This is a genomic window from Pseudomonas sp. AC016, from assembly GCF_979253365.1.
Genome location: NZ_CEEDCC010000001.1, coordinates 5,913,721 through 5,930,595 on the forward strand (window position 1 = coordinate 5,913,721; position 16,875 = coordinate 5,930,595).

Consider the following 16,875-nt stretch of genomic DNA (forward strand, 5'->3'; position numbering starts at 1 on the left):
GGCATCGCCCGATCAATCCATGTTCGCCAGACGCGCGTTTACTCACTACAGTGGTTCCCGATGGCAACTTCAGGAGGAACCCGATGACGCTTCCAAAAGCGCTGGCGTTTGATGTCTTCGGTACAGTGGTTGACTGGCATTCGGGTATTGCCCGCGAAACCGCAGCGTTTCTGGCGAACAACCTGCCTTCGGTCAGCCCGGCCGAGTTCGCGTTGCAGTGGCGCAAGCTGTACGCCCCGGCAATGCGCGAGTGCATCAATGAGGCAAGGGGCTTCGTGGTGCTGGACACCTTGCACCACGAGACGCTGCAACAGCTGTTGACGACCCACGGCCTGGACGTCGGCCGGATTCAGCCCGATGAATTATGGCGGCTCGCCCACGCCTGGCGGCGGCTGGATCCCTGGCCCGATGTGCCTGAAGGGCTGGTGCGACTGCGCGAGCGTCTGCCTGTCGTGACCCTGTCCAACGCCAACGTCGAGCTGATGATCGCGATGAACCGCTACAACGGCTTGCAGTGGGACGCCTTGCTGGGAGCCGAATTTGCCCAGACCTACAAACCGGAGCCTGCCGCCTACCTGACGACAGTCGATGCTCTGGGCCTGAAACCACAGCAATTGTGTCTGGTGGCGTGCCATCACAGCGATCTGGCGGCAGCCAGGGATTGCGGGCTGATGACGGCTTTTGTCCATCGGCCCATGGAGTACGGTGGAGCGCCCGCGCCCGACGCGGATTATGCCCAGGACTGGGACTACGAAGCCGACAGTCTCATCGATCTCGCCCGGCAGCTTTGCACCGCCCCCTGAACCTTCCGACGATACAGCGCTCACTTGTTAAGCCGCCGCGTTGAGTGACCGCGCTGTTTCATTGCCGATAAGGAATTCGCATGCACCAAGCCTCGCCATCGCTTTCGTCGACGACTTCGCTGGCCGGACCTGTAGAGCGTGAGCTCAGCCTGCGCGCTGTGGTTACCGGGATTGTGCTCGGTATCCTCCTGACGCCTTCCAATGTGTACGCGGGACTCAAGATCGGCTGGTCGTTCAACATGTCGATCATTGCCTTGCTGATCGGCTATGGCATCTGGCAGGGGCTGGCCCGGCGTTCGAGCAGGCAATTGCCCTGGACCCTGCACGAAAGCAACATCAACCAGACGGTCGCTTCTGCCGCCGCATCGATCATTTCCGGTGGGCTGGTTGCGCCGATTCCTGCCTACACGCTGCTCACCGGCCAGCAACTGGATGCGATTCCGATGATCGCCTGGGTGTTCTCGGTGAGTTTTCTGGGCATCTGGATCGCCTGGTACCTGCGCCCGTCGCTGCTCAACGACAAGGCGCTGAAGTTTCCCGAAGGCATGGCGACGCTGGAAACCCTGCTGCACATCTACAACCACGGCCATGAAGCCGCAACACGTCTCAAAGTGTTGCTGAGCGCTGCATTGCTGTCGGCATCGGTCAAGTGGGTCGATACGTTCATGTGGGCCTTGCCACGCTGGTCGCCCAACGCACAGCTGGAGCGTCTGACCTTTACCGCCGACCCCTCGCTGCTTCTGGTGGGCTTTGGCGCGATCATCGGCATTCGCGTGGGCCTGACGTTGCTGCTCGGTGCCGTTCTGGCGTGGGGCGGGCTGGCGCCCTGGCTGCTGGAACAGGGGCTGGTGCAGTTGGCGCCCGACAGCAGCGGACCACAGTTCGCCGCGCTGGTGGAGTGGTTGCTGTGGCCGGGCGTGAGCCTGATGGTCTGCTCGACACTCGCGTCGCTGGCGATACGGCTTTGGTCACTGCACAAAACTACCCGGGCGGAGGGCGGCAAAACCTGGACCCTGCCAAAGCCTGGACCGGCAGCCGGTTTCGCGCTGGCAATTGTGTTGGTGGTCAGCCTGCAGGCCCTGTTGTTCGGCATCAATCTGTGGATGGCGCTGCTGACCATTCCATTGGCCATCTGCCTGGCCGCAGTGGCTGCCCGAGTGGTCGGCGCCACTGGCATTCCACCCATCGGCGCCATTGGCCAGCTTTCCCAGTTGAGCTTTGGCATCGTCGCGCCGGGTCAGGTGCCGATCAACCTGATGAGCGCCAACACCGCAGGCGGTTCGGCCGGGCAGTGCACCGACCTGATGAACGATTTCAAGGTCGGCCGCGCCATCGGTGCGACACCGCGCAAACAATTGATCGCGCAAACCCTGGGGATCTTCGTCGGCAGCATCGTTGGCGTGTTTGCCTACCTGGCCCTGATCCCCGATCCGCAGAACATGCTGCTCACCGAAGAATGGCCTGCGCCCGCCGTCGCTACCTGGAAAGCGGTAGCGCAAACCCTGACCCACGGGCTGGACTCGCTTTCCACGAGCATCCGCTGGGCGATCTTCATCGGCGGGCTGGCCGGGCTGCTGCTGGGCATTCTCGACAGCGTATTGCCCCCACGCCGCGCCAGATTCCTCCCCAGCACCGCCGCGCTGGGTCTGGCCTTTGTACTGCCCGCATCGGTATCGCTGATGATGGCCCTCGGCGCAATCGTGACCTGGCTGGTGAGCTGCCGCTGGGCGAGCCTGACCGAGCGGTTCGCGATTACCGCGGCTGCGGGACTGATTGCAGGGGAGAGTATTACCGGGGTGGGGGCGTCGTTGTGGCAGATGGTGGGGAATGGTTGAAGTGCAGAGATATGCTTTTGCACGCAGGGCGCGGGATATTTTGGCGGTTTCATCTAATGCGTTGGATGAGCAGTTTTGCTGCTGGGCCCCGGCAGATCGCAGCTAAGCTGCCTCTTATCAAACAGCCTGTAACTTACTGAAGAAAAAGATTTTGTAGGAGCGGGCTTGGTCTGGGCGGCAATCCGATAGGATCTTACAGACAGAAAATCAGCGACTGAACTGACGCAATCGCGGGCAAGCGCGCTACGGTCCGTGTTTGCTGAACGACAGCGCTACATCGAAGACGTGGCGGGGCATCCCACAGTTCGCTGCTTTGTATGGTTCGCTGCACATCAAAGCAGCGAAGCCCTCTCGAGCAGTTCTGACAGGCCTTCAGGTACGAGGGGAGATTCAGTCGAGAAGCTGGACGCTGTACGCCACGCTGCCCTGAAACACGATCCGTCGCTCTCATACCCGTCCAGCAGGAGCTTTTCGTAAACAGTCACGTCATCAAACGTCGCGTCATACACCTGGACTATCTCGTGTCCGGGCTTGCCAGCGTAAGTGAAAATGCTTTCCAGCGTGCCGATCAGTCGCAGGTTGCTGATTGATAGGCCTAGCTCTTCCTGGACTTCCCGGATGATGGCGTCGCTACTCCTTTCGCCAAACTCGATACCTCCGCCGACGGGGCGAAAGAAGGTTTGCTGTTTGGCCTCGTCGTAGAACTCATTCACCAGAATCTTCCCTTGGTGATGGAAGATGCAGATGGCGAGGGGACGAATGCATGGTAACGACATGGTGGGAACATCCTTGTGAGTAAACAGCGCTGTGAGATCAGCCTTTTTTTTTTGCGAATGCGTCATTGTGTGGCTTTTCGATGACGTTGAGGCGCTGGTCAAAGCAAGACAGTCTGGGTATGACTGAGTTATCCAACAAGCGACTTCAAAAGAATGTGCCGATTCCACGGTCCGCAATACCTGGGGATGTGTGCGATCAGCACATAGCCGATGCGCTGATACCAACCGGCAACCCCGTCATCCAGCGTTTCAATGATTGAATCCACGCAACCTCTTTCGAGCGCCAGCGCCTCAAGCCTGCGCAGTGCTTCGGCACCGAGCCCGGTTCCGCGCCATTGTTGATCGACCCAGAGGAAATTGACAAACAGGCGTTGAAACTCCGTGCGGCCAGTGGCACCGCCCATGAGCAACGAGTCTTCAGTGAGTGCACAGGCAATGGCTTTGGCATTTCCGCCTAGTGGCTCGGATAAATCGCGGCCGGTGTCGATCACGCCCTTTCTAATACTCTGCAGAAAGTCACTACCGACCTTGTCATCGGTTATCCATTCTCTCATTTCAGTGCACCCTGCATGTGTGTGCCAAACACACAGGCAAACGAAGTGCCAAAGCGGTCGGTGTCCAGAATGAGCTCCGAAAAAATGCGCTGAAAAGTTGGCGCGCGCTCTTCTACAAAAAGCGCGCGCCTGATAAACCCTGTGGGTCAATCACGATAAACAGGATAATCCGTATACCCCTCGGCATTCCCGCCATACACCGTCGCCGGGTTCAGCGTATTCAAGGGCCAGTCATGTTTGATCCGCGCAGGCAGGTCGGGGTTGGCCATGAACGGGCGGCCGAACGCAACGAAGTCTGCCAGTCCTGAGTCCAGCAGTTTGGCGCCCGATTCGGCGTTGTAGCGGCCTGCGTAGATGATCGCGCCCTTGAACGTGTCGCGCACTGCACGGCGGAAGGTTTCCGGCATGGCAGGTGCGTTGTCCCAGTCGGCTTCGGCGATGGACAGGTACGCGATGCCCACATCCTGAAGGATCTTGATCGCTTCGATGTACGTGGTGTGCGGGTCTTCCTCGACCATGCCCAGGTAAGTACGGGCTTCGTCGGTGGTCGTGAACAGTGGCGCAAAACGCACGCCGACCTTTTCCTTGCCGATGCATTCGGCCACACCCGCCACTACTTCGCGCAGAAAACGCAGGCGGTTCTGCAGCGATCCGCCGTACTGGTCGGTGCGAACGTTGCTGTGAGCGGAAATGAACTGGTTGACCAGATAGCCGTTGGCGCAGTGCAGTTCGATACCGTCGAAGCCGGCTTCCATGGCGTTGCGCGCAGCCTGAATGTAAAGCTGGATCAGTTCCTGGACTTCATCGGTGCTCAGCGCTCGTGGAGCGGAAGGTGGAACCAGTTCGCCTGCGCCGGGGGCGGTTTCGATGAACACGCTGACGCGATCAGTGGCAACGGCAGAGGCCGACACGGGGGCATCGCCGTTTGGCTGCAAGGCGGTATGCGATACACGGCCCACATGCCAGAGCTGAGCGAAGATCACGCCGTCTTTGGCATGAACGGCTTCGGTCACTTTGCGCCATCCGGCGATCTGCTCTGCGGTATGAATACCCGGAGTCCAGGCATAACCCTGACCGCGCGGCTCGATCTGTGTGCCTTCAGTGACCAGCAGGCCAGCACCGACGCGCTGTTGGTAATACTCGGCCATCAATTCGTTGGCGACGTTGCCCGGTTGCGTGCTGCGCTGGCGAGTCAGCGGCGGCAGGACGATGCGGTTTTTCAGGGTGTGGGAACCCAGTTTGGCTGGGGTGAAGAAAACGCTGTTTTTCATCGGTGTACCTTGTTTGGCCTGATTAGACCAGTCGACTAGTATTTGGTTGAAAATAAAACCGTGTGCCAGGCACACGGTTTCATGAGCTGCCGAGGACGGATACTGGTCTACGGATCAGCCAAGCATCTTCAGAAGCTTCTCGGCCACTGCAGCCGAGCTGGCAGGGTTCTGACCCGTGACCAGTTGGCCGTCAGCGACCACATGGACTTGCCAGTCAGCAACCTTGGAGTAATGGCCGCCAAGGCGTTGAAACTCGTCTTCGATCAGGAAAGGCACGACGTCGGTCAGGCCGACCGCAGCTTCTTCGGCATTGGTGAAACCGGTCACTTCGCGGTGTTGGATCAACGGCTTGCCATCGGCTCCGACCACGTGACGCAACACGCCCGGTGCGTGGCAAACGAAGCCATGTGGCTTGTTGCTGCGATCAAAGGCTTCAATCAGCGCGATGGAATGCTTGTCTTCGGCCAGGTCCCACAGCGGGCCATGACCGCCTGGGTAGAACACCGCATCAAAGTCATCAGCGCTGACATCAGCCAGGCGACCGGTAGTGGCCAATGCCTGCTGAGCAGCAGGGTCATTGCGGAAACGATCAGTCTCGGCGGTCTGTGCATCCGGCTCATCGCTCTTCGGATCCAGCGGAGGCTGGCCGCCCGCTGGCGAAACCAGTGTGATCTCTGCGCCAGCGTCCTTGAAGGCGAAGTAGGGGGCGGCGAATTCTTCCAGCCAGAAGCCGGTTTTCTTGCCGGTGTTGCCGAGCTGATCGTGTGAGGTCAGAACCATCAAGATTTTCATAGCGCACCCTGTAGTTGGTCAGGCATCAGCGACGTGCAATGAATTTGCGTGTCCCGAGTACCTGTGGAATAGGTTGACGGGGCGCAGCATAGTTTCTAATTAGACCAGTCGTCTAGTAGTTTTTTTAACCCGAGGTTTTTCACCACCGGATGTGGCAAACTCTCGGTCCTTCGAATACGACTGGTCTATTGCCTGGTAATCCGCCCCATGAAACCGACCTACGACGACACCCGCCAACACCTGCTCGACACCGGCCACCGTATGATGGCCGAGCGAGGCTTCACCAGCGTCGGCCTGAACGAACTTCTGCAGGCGGCAGGCGTGCCCAAGGGCTCGTTCTATCACTACTTCAAGTCCAAGGAGCTCTATGGCCAGGCCTTGCTGGAGGACTACTTTGTCGGCTACCTCGCTGACATGGAGCGACGTCTCACGCTGCCCGGTCTGAGCGCTTACGAGCGTTTGATGGACTACTGGCAGGGCTGGCAGGATCGCTGCGTGCCGGACGGGCAGGGCGACGAATGTCTGGTGGTCAAGCTCAGTGCCGAGGTGTCGGACCTTTCCGAAACCATGCGTCTTACGCTGCGTGACGGCACGGAGCGGGTCGTGTCGCGTATCACTGTTTGCATCGAGCAAGGACAAGCCGACAAGTGCCTGCCTGTCGGCGATGCCCGTGCACTGGCGGAGACGCTTTATCAGCTTTGGCTGGGGGCCAGTCTGCTGAACAAGTTGCAGCGCACCGGGCATTCACTGGGCAGGGCGATGGAGACGACGAAGCGGTTGCTGCGGGCCTGATCGGCTAGTTGTTCGATTCCGCCTCTAACAGCTAGATGCCTATCTGCCGTGCGGATACGAGTCTGGATAATTCAACGTCGCCTTTCAGAGCTGACAGGCGACCGGCCTGCGAAGGCTTGCTTACATATAATTGGTAACTAATTGTTGGCTGATTGCCGTCCCGCATTTGATGTATACCCTTTTTCTTTTTTAGCCGTCGCCGCTACACGAAGAGTGAAGGGTGAGCGTTAAGGACTGACCATGAAGCCCGAAAGCCAACCCCCCATGCAGACGAAAAGCGGCCCGATTACGTTTGCATGCAATGGATGCGGAATCTGCTGCAAAGGACGTCTCATACCTCTCACGCTACGAGAGGCCGAGGAATGGCTGGATCGCGGTAACGATGTCGCCGTCATACTTGAAGCGTTCGACCACTCGACCTACCTTGATCCGGCGCACTACGCCCACAGCGTCAAGCGCGCTGCGGAAGTGATCAGTGGCGAGGCACGCATCCAGGTGGTCGCCGTCTTTGCGGGTAACGCGCTGACACAGTGCCCGAGTCTGGGTGAGGATAACCGCTGCGGAATCTACGAAGACCGGCCGCTGGTCTGTCGAATCTATCCCATGGAAATCAACCCGTTTCTGACCCTGCGTCCCGAAGAAAAGGTTTGTCCGCCGGAAGTCTGGGAGTCGGGCGACGTGTTGTTTTCCGATCTGGTCGTTGACCCTGTCCTGGAGGATCAGATTCAACGCTCCCGCCAGGCTGACCGAGACGATGCCGGGGCCAAGATTGCCGTGTGTGAACACATGGGAATGAACGTCGCGGCCTGGAAAGGCGATGCCCTGGCTGTTTACTTGGCTGACCGCGTGTTACTGCGGCAGGCCATAAGGCTCGTCAGGGCAGGGGATCCTGTGCCTGCAAACGTGTCCTGGAAAGTCCGTGCCGATGATGCCGATCTTCACACCCGTCTGGACTTGGCGGGCGTTGAAATGGATTTTGGAAAACAGACTGACTACATCTTTCATTCCGTTGCCGTGTGAGCCTGCCGGGGATGCTCGTACTTTTACAGAATGAAAAAAAATACCGAGACTTCAGCGCAACCGTTGATACGTCAGCAACCGGTGCTCGGTCGCTCGAAACAGGCCAACCAGAGTAAATGCCACCAAATGCTGAACGCCCGGAGTTCGGGCCGACTGAGCGTATTCCGGCGGAGCGGGACCTGGCTGAGCACTTGGGCATCAGCCGCATGACCTTGCGCAAGGCATTGCAGATACTGATCGACCGAGGGATGCTTGAGCGTCGCGGCAACCGTGGAACCTTTGTGACGGCACCAGCGTTGAGCGGCCACTCAATACGATGGCGCGCAAGGGCATCGCCCAAGTGGTTGAACAGGCCGGGGCTCGCCCAGGAAGCAAGGCTCATCTACGGCGTGTGGATGGCTGCCAGCGTCGGTGCGTTCTACTTCGCCAACACCACATTCATCATCATCGTCGTGCAACTGCTGTTCGGTCTGGTCGCCAACGCAGTCTGGCCGATCTACTACGCAGTGGCCTCTGACTCCGCACAGCCATCTGCCACCTCGACCGCCAACGGCATCATCACCACGGCAATGTTCATCGGTGGCGGTATCGCACCGATATTGATGGGCACACTGATCAGCATGGGCGGTGGCTGGACGAGCCTTCACGGCTACACGGTGTGTTTCTTTGTCATGGCAGGCTGCGCGCTCGGCGGAGCGTTCCTGCAGCTGTTTTCTCATCGGCCGCAAGTGTTGGTTGCTCAGACGGGACTTTGATGGGTTTGGTCCCGGTGGTGAGGGCTGCCGGGATTTCAGTGGACCAGAATGCAATTGCAGAGGACACCAACGGCTCGACTTTTTATGTGGGTTAAATCCACCATATTGTGGTTAAAGCCCAATATCGTCGTATAAGCCACGATATCTGGGAATTAAGTCGCTTGATACCTAAGGGCATTAACTCTACAATTTTGTAGATTAACGATCAGCGAACGGGCTTGGTGTGCACGATGTTGGATTTAAGCTTCAGCAAGCCGAGCGAAGTCGTCAGGCGCCTCTGCGATCGCCTGCGCACAGAGCGGCTCGCGCTGGACATGACACAAGCCGACCTGGCCGGACGTGCCGGCATCGGTACAAACACCGTGTCGAACCTTGAAGCCGGGCGCAATGTAGGATTCGAGAACGTCGTTCGTGTGGCGATGGCGCTTGGCCGAACCAGGGAGCTTGAAGGTTTGTTCCTGCCAAAGCTGGATAGCATCGAAGATATTCGGCGCTATGAAAACAGCGCCAATCGTCTTCGTACGAAGAGGAAATCCGGCAATGCTTGAGCAGGTAAACGTCTTCTACGAGGGCTGGGGCGAGCGGTGGCAATGGGGCACGCTGGTCTCCACAACCGCCCTGACCGGTCGCCCGCTGATCGTGTTCGAGTACAGCAATGAAGCCAGGCAAAGAGGCCTGGAGCTGTCTTCCTACACGCTCCCGTTGCAGGGGCCTCAGTTGCGCAAGGATTTCCCGGACCACCAGCTGTACTTGCCCGGGCCTGTCTACGACTCCTTGCCCGATGGGTGGGGAATGTTGTTGATGGACCGTATGTTCAGGCGCCGCGGGCTCACCACGGCGCGTATCGGCTCACTGGAACGGTTGGCCTACATCGGCAGCAATGCCATGGGCGCCATGACGTTTGAACCCGTGGCGCCCGAAGGGCAGGGGGCCGAAGTCCATATCCCGCTGGAAAAACTTGCCGCCGAAGTGCAGGAAGTGCTGCGTGGAGACGGTGGCGAGTTTCTGCAGACATTGATGCTGGTCGGTGGCTCGCCTCAAGGAGCAAGGCCCAAGGCGCTCGTCTATCGCGATCCCGAAACCGGCGCGTTTACCACGGCGGTCACACCCGGTTTTGAAGCATGGATGGTCAAGTTTCCGGCCAAAGAAGAGCATGCCGAAGTGTGCGCTATCGAAATGGCCTACGCCGAGTGCCTGCGCATGTGCGGGATTGAAACCCCTGACACGGAGTACTTCAGTCTGCCTGATGGGCTGGCTGCTTTTGCCAGCAAGCGATTCGACCGACAGGAGGGGCTGCGCATCCCCATGCAAAGCCTTGCCGCCTTTACAGGGGCCAATTACCGGTCTCCAGGCGTAATGGATTACGTCAATTTCCTGCGTGCAACACAGATGTGTACCAACGATGTGCGAGAGATGGCGGTGGCCTTCGAACGTGCCGTCTTCAATGTTGCATTCAACAACAGAGACGATCACCCCAAGAACTTTGCTTACATCATGTCGCAAGACGGTCAGTGGAAACTGTCCCCGGCTTACGACGTGACCTTCTGTGAGGGGCCAGGTGGATATCACCAGATGGATGTGATGGGAGAAGCCCTGTCGATTTCCCGCGCACACATGCTTCGGCTTGCCGAAGAGGCCGAGGTGCCTCCGGACGTTGCCGGTAGGATGATTGATGGTATTTGTGATGTGGCGAGCCGATTTACGAGCGTTGCAGAGAAGCTGTGTCCTGGGGGTATTACTTCAGACACCTTGCGCGTGATTCAGGGCCGTATTGATCAGAACGTCGATCGGTTGCACCAAGGTCATGAAGGCCGCGGTCGCCGTTGATGAGCAGGAAGGGTGGGGCGACTCTCATATCACCATGCCTGGCGACAGTCCCAGCAGCATGAACAGCTCCTTGTTAAGGCTGTACAAGTGAAGCGTTCAGCGCGTGACGGTGGCCTTTCAGCAGGATGAAGCCTGAAACTAGGATGAGGACAAGGCCTGCTGCGGTCCGGCTGTTTAGTCCACCTGATGACGCTCTGCAACATCCCTTAAACCCGTTTTGCCGGAACAATAATCCAGCACGGCTGCGAGTTTGATCTGCTCTGTGTATTTGCGCATGACACCTCCAAAGTTGTGTTCAACTTTTGGAGGGGCACTTCAATTTGGGTGGATACGCAGTTGTTCCCATGCTGATCCGAATAAGGGGGTTCGGCCTATAACCATGCCAAATATCTTCAGGACGAAGAAAGCCAAGTCAATCCAGTCGTCAAGCTCTGTGCGGGAGGATGTCGCCGAGTCGCGATACAGTGAGCATGAGGAGAACCATAGTCATGCGTGGTCGTCCCTGGTTTTAACGGGTTGTGCGAAAACGTCGGCAAGGGCACACCGAGGACGGCGCACTAAAGCCTATCGAATGGTGTGACAGAGGAAGCGGCATGGACACACGTATCCAGCCCTCTACATAAATTGATTGCTCGACATCAAATCACCGTACTGGAAGTGCCTCCCAGTGGATTAATATGGATGCGATCTGGAACAGGCGCACGCAGTTTCGATGTTGGAAGGAGATTTCTGGTCGCAACTTGGCTCCTGGCCTTATCGGCAGCCAACGTATGTCCGCCCGAGATGCGAAAATAGACTGATCGCCCAATGAAGGGCTCGTTCGGCGGAAATGGTCCGCCAGGGACATGACGATGGACAGTAAGACAGAAGCAGCGACGCCCGACTCGACCATGGATGCATCGATTTTTCAGAGCGCGCTCCCCAACGCCGAGAAGCTTGAGCAGGCGCGTACACAGTTGCTTGACCTCTCAGCGCGAAATCGACTCCTTAATATGCCGCGATCGAGCCGTACCTCGTCGATAGCGATCGTTGATGAGAAGATATCCGAGGTGTATCGCCTCCTCGTTCGGGAGGGAAAGGCGTTTACCTTCCTGGCCGGCAAGGCGGCAACTGATGAGTCCGATAATGATTCGGCAGCCGACGATGCAAAGCCGGCCAAAGACTCCGATGAAATCGAACAGCTTGCCCAACCCGACGACAGCGTCGACGAGAGGGGCGTGCTCACCCGTCACAGCGACACAAAACTCCAGACTCGCCTCACGGGCAAGGGTCTGCAAAAGCATCTGCTCGAGCTCTACCTGAACTCAAAGACACTCGAGGAAGAGCAGGGCGTCAACGTCCTCTTTGCCTCCCTTGGCGCCCTCAAGTGGATCGATCCGAACAATGCGGCCAACGTTCGCCATGCGCCACTGATCTTAATTCCGGTCGAGTTGAACCGCGGAACGGCGGGCGAGAAATTTCGACTCAAGGCCCGCGCTGAAGATGTCGCATCCAACCTGTCGTTGGAAGCGTACCTGGACCGCATCCACAAGCTTCGTATGCCCGCCTTCGAAGCCAGCGACAGCTTCGACATCGATGCCTATTTTGCAGAGGTCACGGCTGCGGTGGCGGACAAGCCCCAGTGGGAAGTGCTGCCGGATGAGATGACCGTCGGGTTCTTTTCGTTTGCCAAATTCCTGATGTACAGAGACCTCGACCCTGCCGTGTGGCCCAAGGGCAACACACTCGTCGATCGCGCACTCATTAAGGGCCTGCTCTCAGACGGCTTCTCAGGTGGAGAGGGAATGCTCGACGAGAGCGCCAACATCGATCCGGTTATCTCGCCGGCGGACATGCTCCACATCCTCGATTGCGACAGTTCGCAAGCCATTGCCATCCATGAGGTGCGTCGCGGTCGCGACATGGTCATCCAGGGCCCTCCTGGCACCGGCAAGAGCCAGACGATCGCCAATATCATTGCTTCGGCTATCAAGGACGGCAAAACGGTCCTGTTCGTGGCCGAGAAGATGGCTGCTCTGGAGGTGGTAAAACGGCGCCTTGACGAAAAGGGCGTGGGCGATGCGTGCCTGGAACTCCATAGCAACAAGGCCAATAAGCGCGCGGTACTCGATGAGCTGCGACGCACCTGGGATCTCGGAGCGCCGAAGCCAGCTCCCACGGGAAGCCTTATTGCTCGCCTGACCGAAGCGCGGGACGAGTTGAACGGCCATGTGGCCCGGCTGCATGCCGTCGACCCAGCATCCAGTCTGTCCTCTTTCCAGGTCATGGGCCATCTCGCACGCCTGCGGCAAGCGGGGGTGATGCCCAATGATGTCGTTCTGGAGGGGATCGAAGCTTGGGGGGCGGATGGTTTCGAACGGCGTCATGCGCTTCTGAATGACTTGGTCACACGGATCGAGATCATCGGCAGACCCGACGACCACGCCTTTACCGGGGTGGGCATCGAAGCGATGCTGCCCACCGATCGTGAGCGTCTCGTCGCCCGTATCGAAACGCTGCGCGGCCAGCTCGAGGACGCCCGGCAGTATATGAATGCTACTGCCAGTTTGCTGGAAGCCCAGCCTCCGTCCAGGCTCGACGAACTGGCCGCTGTCAGCGCACTCGCCCGGCGCATCAGTGTGGCGCCTGTGCTTGATGCCGACGCCATGGCAGATGACGGTTGGTCGAACGTATCGGCGGTCGATACATTGCTGGCGTTGGGTGATCGCTATGCCGCCTTGCGCCAGTCGCTGTCGAGCGAAGTCAATGTCGAGGCGTGGGACGAGGACACTCACGAAGTGCAGCAGGCGCTCACCGAATGCCCTGGTGACTTCGATGCGGACGCTGTTCGCCGCCTCTGCGCCGTCCGCGACGCCATCCCGGCGTTATTGCAGGCGGGCCGCGGTCTCGCTCACGCACTGGGCCGCGAATGCACGCCGACCGTTGGGGAATTTGCCCGCCTCGCCAAGATCGGCGAGCGGGTTGCAAATGCGCCACCGGCAAGCCCCGAAACGTTCGCTTCCGAGCTATGGGACGGCGGCGTAGAGCGGGCCGGGCAGATCGCCCAAACCGCTGCCGACCTCGAAGGGGTTCGTACGTCACTGGCAGGTCAGCTCCACGAGCTCGCCTGGGATATCGACGTAGGTCCCGCCCGCGCCGCGCTCGCGGCCAAGGGCAGGAGCCTGTTCCGCTTCCTCAGTGGCGACTGGCGTGCAGCCAACAAGCTCATGCGCTCGGTCCTGGTTCAGCCCGCCCAACCTCTCCCGGTGACCCTGGCTTCTCTCGATACCCTGATCCGCGGTCAGGAAGCGCGGCGTGTGCTGCGCGATGAAGACTGCTTCGGCAAGGCTGCCTTCGCTGAAGACTGGCAAGGCGATCGCTCGGCCTCCGCGCCGCTGGTGGCTCTGGTTGAATGGATGCGGTCCCTGCGCGGGCTCGGGGCAGAACCCCGCCTTATCGCTTCCCGCGGTCCTGAGAAGGATGATGTCGCCCAGCGTTCGAAGCACGTAAGCCTTTTGCTCTCCCAGGTCGCTCCCAACCTGTCCGGCGTCCATACCGATTTTCTTGCACAGGCAACGCAGGTGTTCGGTGACGCCACCGCGCCTGAACAACTCGACCTCGAGTCGTTGTTGCAGCTCGCCGTCCGCCATACGAACGCCTGGTCGACGGCCAGCCGCTTCCTGATTCAGCCCCCCACCAGCGCAGCATCAGCCTGTGCCATTTTTGAAAGGCTGAACGCGGGACGCGTGGGGCGCCAAGGCGTACGAGATGGGTATAGCCTCGGCCACGCGCTGTTCGGCTCCGCGTGGCGAGGGCTTGACAGTGATTGGGACGCCCTATCGACAGCTGCTGGTTGGCTGAAAGTCAATGGAGACATCCGCGCGCTGGCCGGTCGAGTCAACGAGCGTGAGGCGCTCATTCCTCGCGCCAAGGCTCTTGACGAGCAAGCCGCGCATCTCGCCACGGCCTTCCACTCCATTGCAGATGAGCTTGCACTCGATCTGTCAGCCAGTGTCGGTGCGCCGCGGATCTATGAGGTGCATTTGGATTCCCTGGCAGCACGGCTATCACGCTGGGTTACCGAACAGGAAGAACTACACCGGTGGCTGGCCTATCGCGATCGTGCTGCACGAGCCATTGGCGACGGTTGCGCGGATGTCGTTGCCAGACTTGCCGATGGACGGCTATCGACGACGAGCGCGGTCGCTGCGTTCGAGTTCGCTTATTTTGAAGGGCAATACCGTCGGGTGCTGAAGGCTGAACCGGCTCTGGGCCGCTTCGATGGCGTCGCCCACGGCCATATCGTCCGCGAGTTCGCCGACCTTGACCGCCAGCGCATCGCAGCGGCGGCAGGCGAAGTCGTTCAGGCTCACCACCAGAATGTTCCTCGAAGGGACAGTGGTTCGATTGGCCCACTCGGGGTGCTTCGGGGGGAAATTCAGAAGAAGAAGGGTCACATGGCCTTGCGAAAGCTGGTCGAACGCGCGGCCCCTGCGCTCACCGCCCTGAAGCCGGTCTTCATGATGAGCCCGTTGTCGGTCGCGCAGTTCCTGCCGCCGGGCGCACTGGAGTTCGACCTGCTCGTTATGGACGAAGCGAGCCAGATCCAGCCGGTCGACGCCTTGGGTGCGGTGGCTCGCGCCAAGCAGGTAGTTGTGGTCGGTGACCCTCGTCAGCTACCGCCAACCAGTTTCTTTGCCAAGCTCACCAGTGGCGATGAAGACATCGACGAGGATGAGCCAACGAAGGTCGGCGATGTTGAAAGCATCCTTGGCCTGTTTACCGCACGCGGCCTGCCCATGCGCATGCTCCGCTGGCACTACCGTAGCCGTCACCAGTCGCTCATTGCGGTCAGCAACCGTCAGTTCTATGAAAACAAGCTGTTCATCGTGCCCAGCCCCTGGACTCAGGAGGGTGGGCGGGGCCTGCGCTTCAACCCTGTTCGGGATGGCGTCTTCGGTTCACCGGTCAAGAGCGTCAACGGGCCGGAGGCCAAGGTAGTCGCTGAGGCCATCGTCCAGCACGCCCGACTGCACCCGAAGCTGTCCTTGGGTGTAGCAGCGTTCTCCGCATCGCAAAGCCGCGCCATCTTCGACGAGCTTGAAGTGCTGCGCCGTGGTTTGCCAGCGGAGGTGGAGGCCTTCTTCAACCGCCGCAACAGTGAGCCGTTCTTCATCAAGAACCTTGAAAACGTTCAGGGTGACGAGCGGGATGTCATCTTCATCTCGGTTGGCTATGGACCGACCGTACCGGGCGGCAAGGTACCCATGCGTTTCGGGCCTCTCAACAACGAGGGCGGCGAGCGCCGGCTCAACGTGCTGATCAGCCGTGCCAAGCAGCGATGCGAGGTGTTCTCCTCGATCACCGATGAGGACATCGATCCCGCATTTTCCGCCAGCCGCAAAGGGATCGAGGCGTTCCGCATCTTTCTCCGCTATGCCCGCACGGGGAAGCTCGACACGGCGGCCGTCACGGGACGGGACTTTGATTCCATATTTGAAGAGCAGGTTGCCTCGGCTCTCGAATCTCGCGGATACAGTGTCCAGCGTCAGGTGGGCCTGGCCGGGTTCTACATCGACCTTGCGGTGACTGATCCGGAGCGCCCAGGTCGCTTCCTCCTGGGCATCGAGTGCGATGGCGCGTCGTATCATAGCGCCCAGTCCGCCCGGGACCGTGATCGTCTTCGCCAGCAGGTTTTGCTCGATCATGGCTGGAACCTCCACCGTATCTGGAGCACCGATTGGTTCCAGCGTCCACAAGAGCAACTCGACCTTATCTGCCGGCAGATTGATGCGGCTCGTGCTGCGTTCGACGAGCGCGTAGTCGAAGAGGTCCTTTCAAAAGAGCAGGCTGTCGATGCAGCTGCCATCGAACGGGAGCTGAGGACGGAAGACGGTGATTTCACCTTCGAACCGTATGTCGAAGCGAACCCACAGCGGCCAACACATCGTTCGGAAGAAATCCACGATACCCCGACCGGCGTTCTTACCGAGATTGCGGTTGATGTTGTGCGTATAGAGGGACCCGTGCATGCCGATGAGGTCGTGTCCCGTATCCGTGACGCCTGGGGCGCCAAGCGAGCTGGTAGCCGGATTCAGGACGCCGTCGAAAGGGCCATCGATGTGGCTGTCCGCCAGAACTCTGTGGTGCGTGACGGCGTTTGGCTCGCCATGGCCGGCGCGCCTGTCGTTCCACGCGATCGTTCGCAGGTATCTTCACTGACGCTCCGCCGGGCGGAGTACCTACCGGAAGCAGAACTTGCAGAGGCCATCGTCATCGTCGTAGCGCGTAACTTTGGCGCGAACCGCGATCAGGTCGTCGAACGCGTTGCGCGCGCCATCGGCATCCGAGCTATCTCGGCTTCGGTACGAGAACGTGTGGCGGCGATGGTCGAACACGTCGTCGCCTGTGGTCGTTTGGTTGATGAAGAAGGCCTCCTGAAGGTTCGGGAGTAGCTATTTTTTGGGGGCG

General features: G+C 59.5%; 11 protein-coding genes and 2 pseudogenes. 9 read left to right on the forward strand and 4 right to left on the reverse strand.

Translation table 11 applies throughout. The features are described from left to right. The first annotated feature begins 83 nt into the window (after positions 1 to 83). Positions 84 to 803: a haloacid dehalogenase type II gene (locus AC0IXS_RS26650; protein WP_057408940.1), complete on the forward strand. Its 720-nt coding sequence runs from the start codon at positions 84 to 86 to the stop codon at positions 801 to 803. Positions 804 to 883: 80 nt separating this feature from the next. Beyond that, on the forward strand, positions 884 to 2,638 hold the full coding sequence (locus AC0IXS_RS26655) for an OPT family oligopeptide transporter (RefSeq protein WP_057408939.1): 1,755 nt from the start codon (positions 884 to 886) through the stop codon (positions 2,636 to 2,638). Positions 2,639 to 2,970: 332 nt separating this feature from the next. On the opposite strand, the gene AC0IXS_RS26660 is transcribed toward AC0IXS_RS26655, so the two are convergent. From AC0IXS_RS26660 to AC0IXS_RS26675, 4 genes are all read right to left on the reverse strand, one after another. Further along, a complete protein-coding gene (locus AC0IXS_RS26660; RefSeq protein WP_122668252.1) occupies positions 2,971 to 3,414 on the reverse strand; it encodes an NUDIX hydrolase in 444 nt (147 codons plus the stop codon). Positions 3,415 to 3,542: 128 nt separating this feature from the next. After that, positions 3,543 to 3,968 carry a GNAT family N-acetyltransferase gene (locus tag AC0IXS_RS26665; RefSeq protein WP_122668253.1) on the reverse strand — a complete coding sequence of 142 codons (426 nt, stop codon included), beginning with the start codon at positions 3,966 to 3,968 and terminating at the stop codon, positions 3,543 to 3,545. Positions 3,969 to 4,114: 146 nt separating this feature from the next. Next, a complete protein-coding gene (locus AC0IXS_RS26670) occupies positions 4,115 to 5,239 on the reverse strand; it encodes an alkene reductase (protein ID WP_122668254.1) in 1,125 nt (374 codons plus the stop codon). 114 nt (positions 5,240 to 5,353) lie between these two features. Beyond that, positions 5,354 to 6,031, reverse strand: coding sequence for a type 1 glutamine amidotransferase domain-containing protein (locus AC0IXS_RS26675; protein ID WP_057408934.1), 678 nt, complete (start codon positions 6,029 to 6,031; stop codon positions 5,354 to 5,356). Positions 6,032 to 6,238: 207 nt separating this feature from the next. On the opposite strand from AC0IXS_RS26675, the gene AC0IXS_RS26680 reads away from it, so the two are divergent. From AC0IXS_RS26680 to AC0IXS_RS26710, 7 genes and pseudogenes are all read left to right on the forward strand, one after another. After that, the gene (locus AC0IXS_RS26680) at positions 6,239 to 6,823 is read left to right on the forward strand and encodes a TetR/AcrR family transcriptional regulator (protein WP_057408933.1); all 585 of its coding nucleotides are present in this window, start codon (positions 6,239 to 6,241) and stop codon (positions 6,821 to 6,823) included. 240 nt (positions 6,824 to 7,063) lie between these two features. After that, positions 7,064 to 7,843, forward strand: a complete 780-nt coding sequence (locus tag AC0IXS_RS26685; protein WP_057408932.1) for a YkgJ family cysteine cluster protein — start codon at positions 7,064 to 7,066, stop codon at positions 7,841 to 7,843. A 116-nt stretch (positions 7,844 to 7,959) separates the two neighbouring features. After that, a pseudogene (locus AC0IXS_RS26690) lies at positions 7,960 to 8,067 on the forward strand (GntR family transcriptional regulator); the annotation flags it as partial. A 153-nt stretch (positions 8,068 to 8,220) separates the two neighbouring features. Beyond that, a pseudogene (locus tag AC0IXS_RS26695) lies at positions 8,221 to 8,598 on the forward strand (MFS transporter); the annotation flags it as partial. Between the two features lie 230 nt (positions 8,599 to 8,828). Further along, complete coding sequence (locus AC0IXS_RS26700) at positions 8,829 to 9,146, forward strand: helix-turn-helix domain-containing protein (RefSeq protein WP_057408930.1); 318 nt, start codon at positions 8,829 to 8,831, stop codon at positions 9,144 to 9,146. Further along, entirely contained in the window at positions 9,139 to 10,425 is a 1,287-nt protein-coding gene (locus tag AC0IXS_RS26705) for a type II toxin-antitoxin system HipA family toxin (RefSeq protein ID WP_122668255.1), read from the forward strand. The genes AC0IXS_RS26700 and AC0IXS_RS26705 overlap by 8 nt, the downstream gene beginning before the upstream one ends. A gap of 851 nt (positions 10,426 to 11,276) precedes the next feature. Then, positions 11,277 to 16,859 (forward strand): DUF3320 domain-containing protein, encoded by a 5,583-nt coding sequence (locus AC0IXS_RS26710; protein WP_471826129.1) that lies wholly within the window; start codon positions 11,277 to 11,279, stop codon positions 16,857 to 16,859. Positions 16,860 to 16,875: the final 16 nt, after the last annotated feature.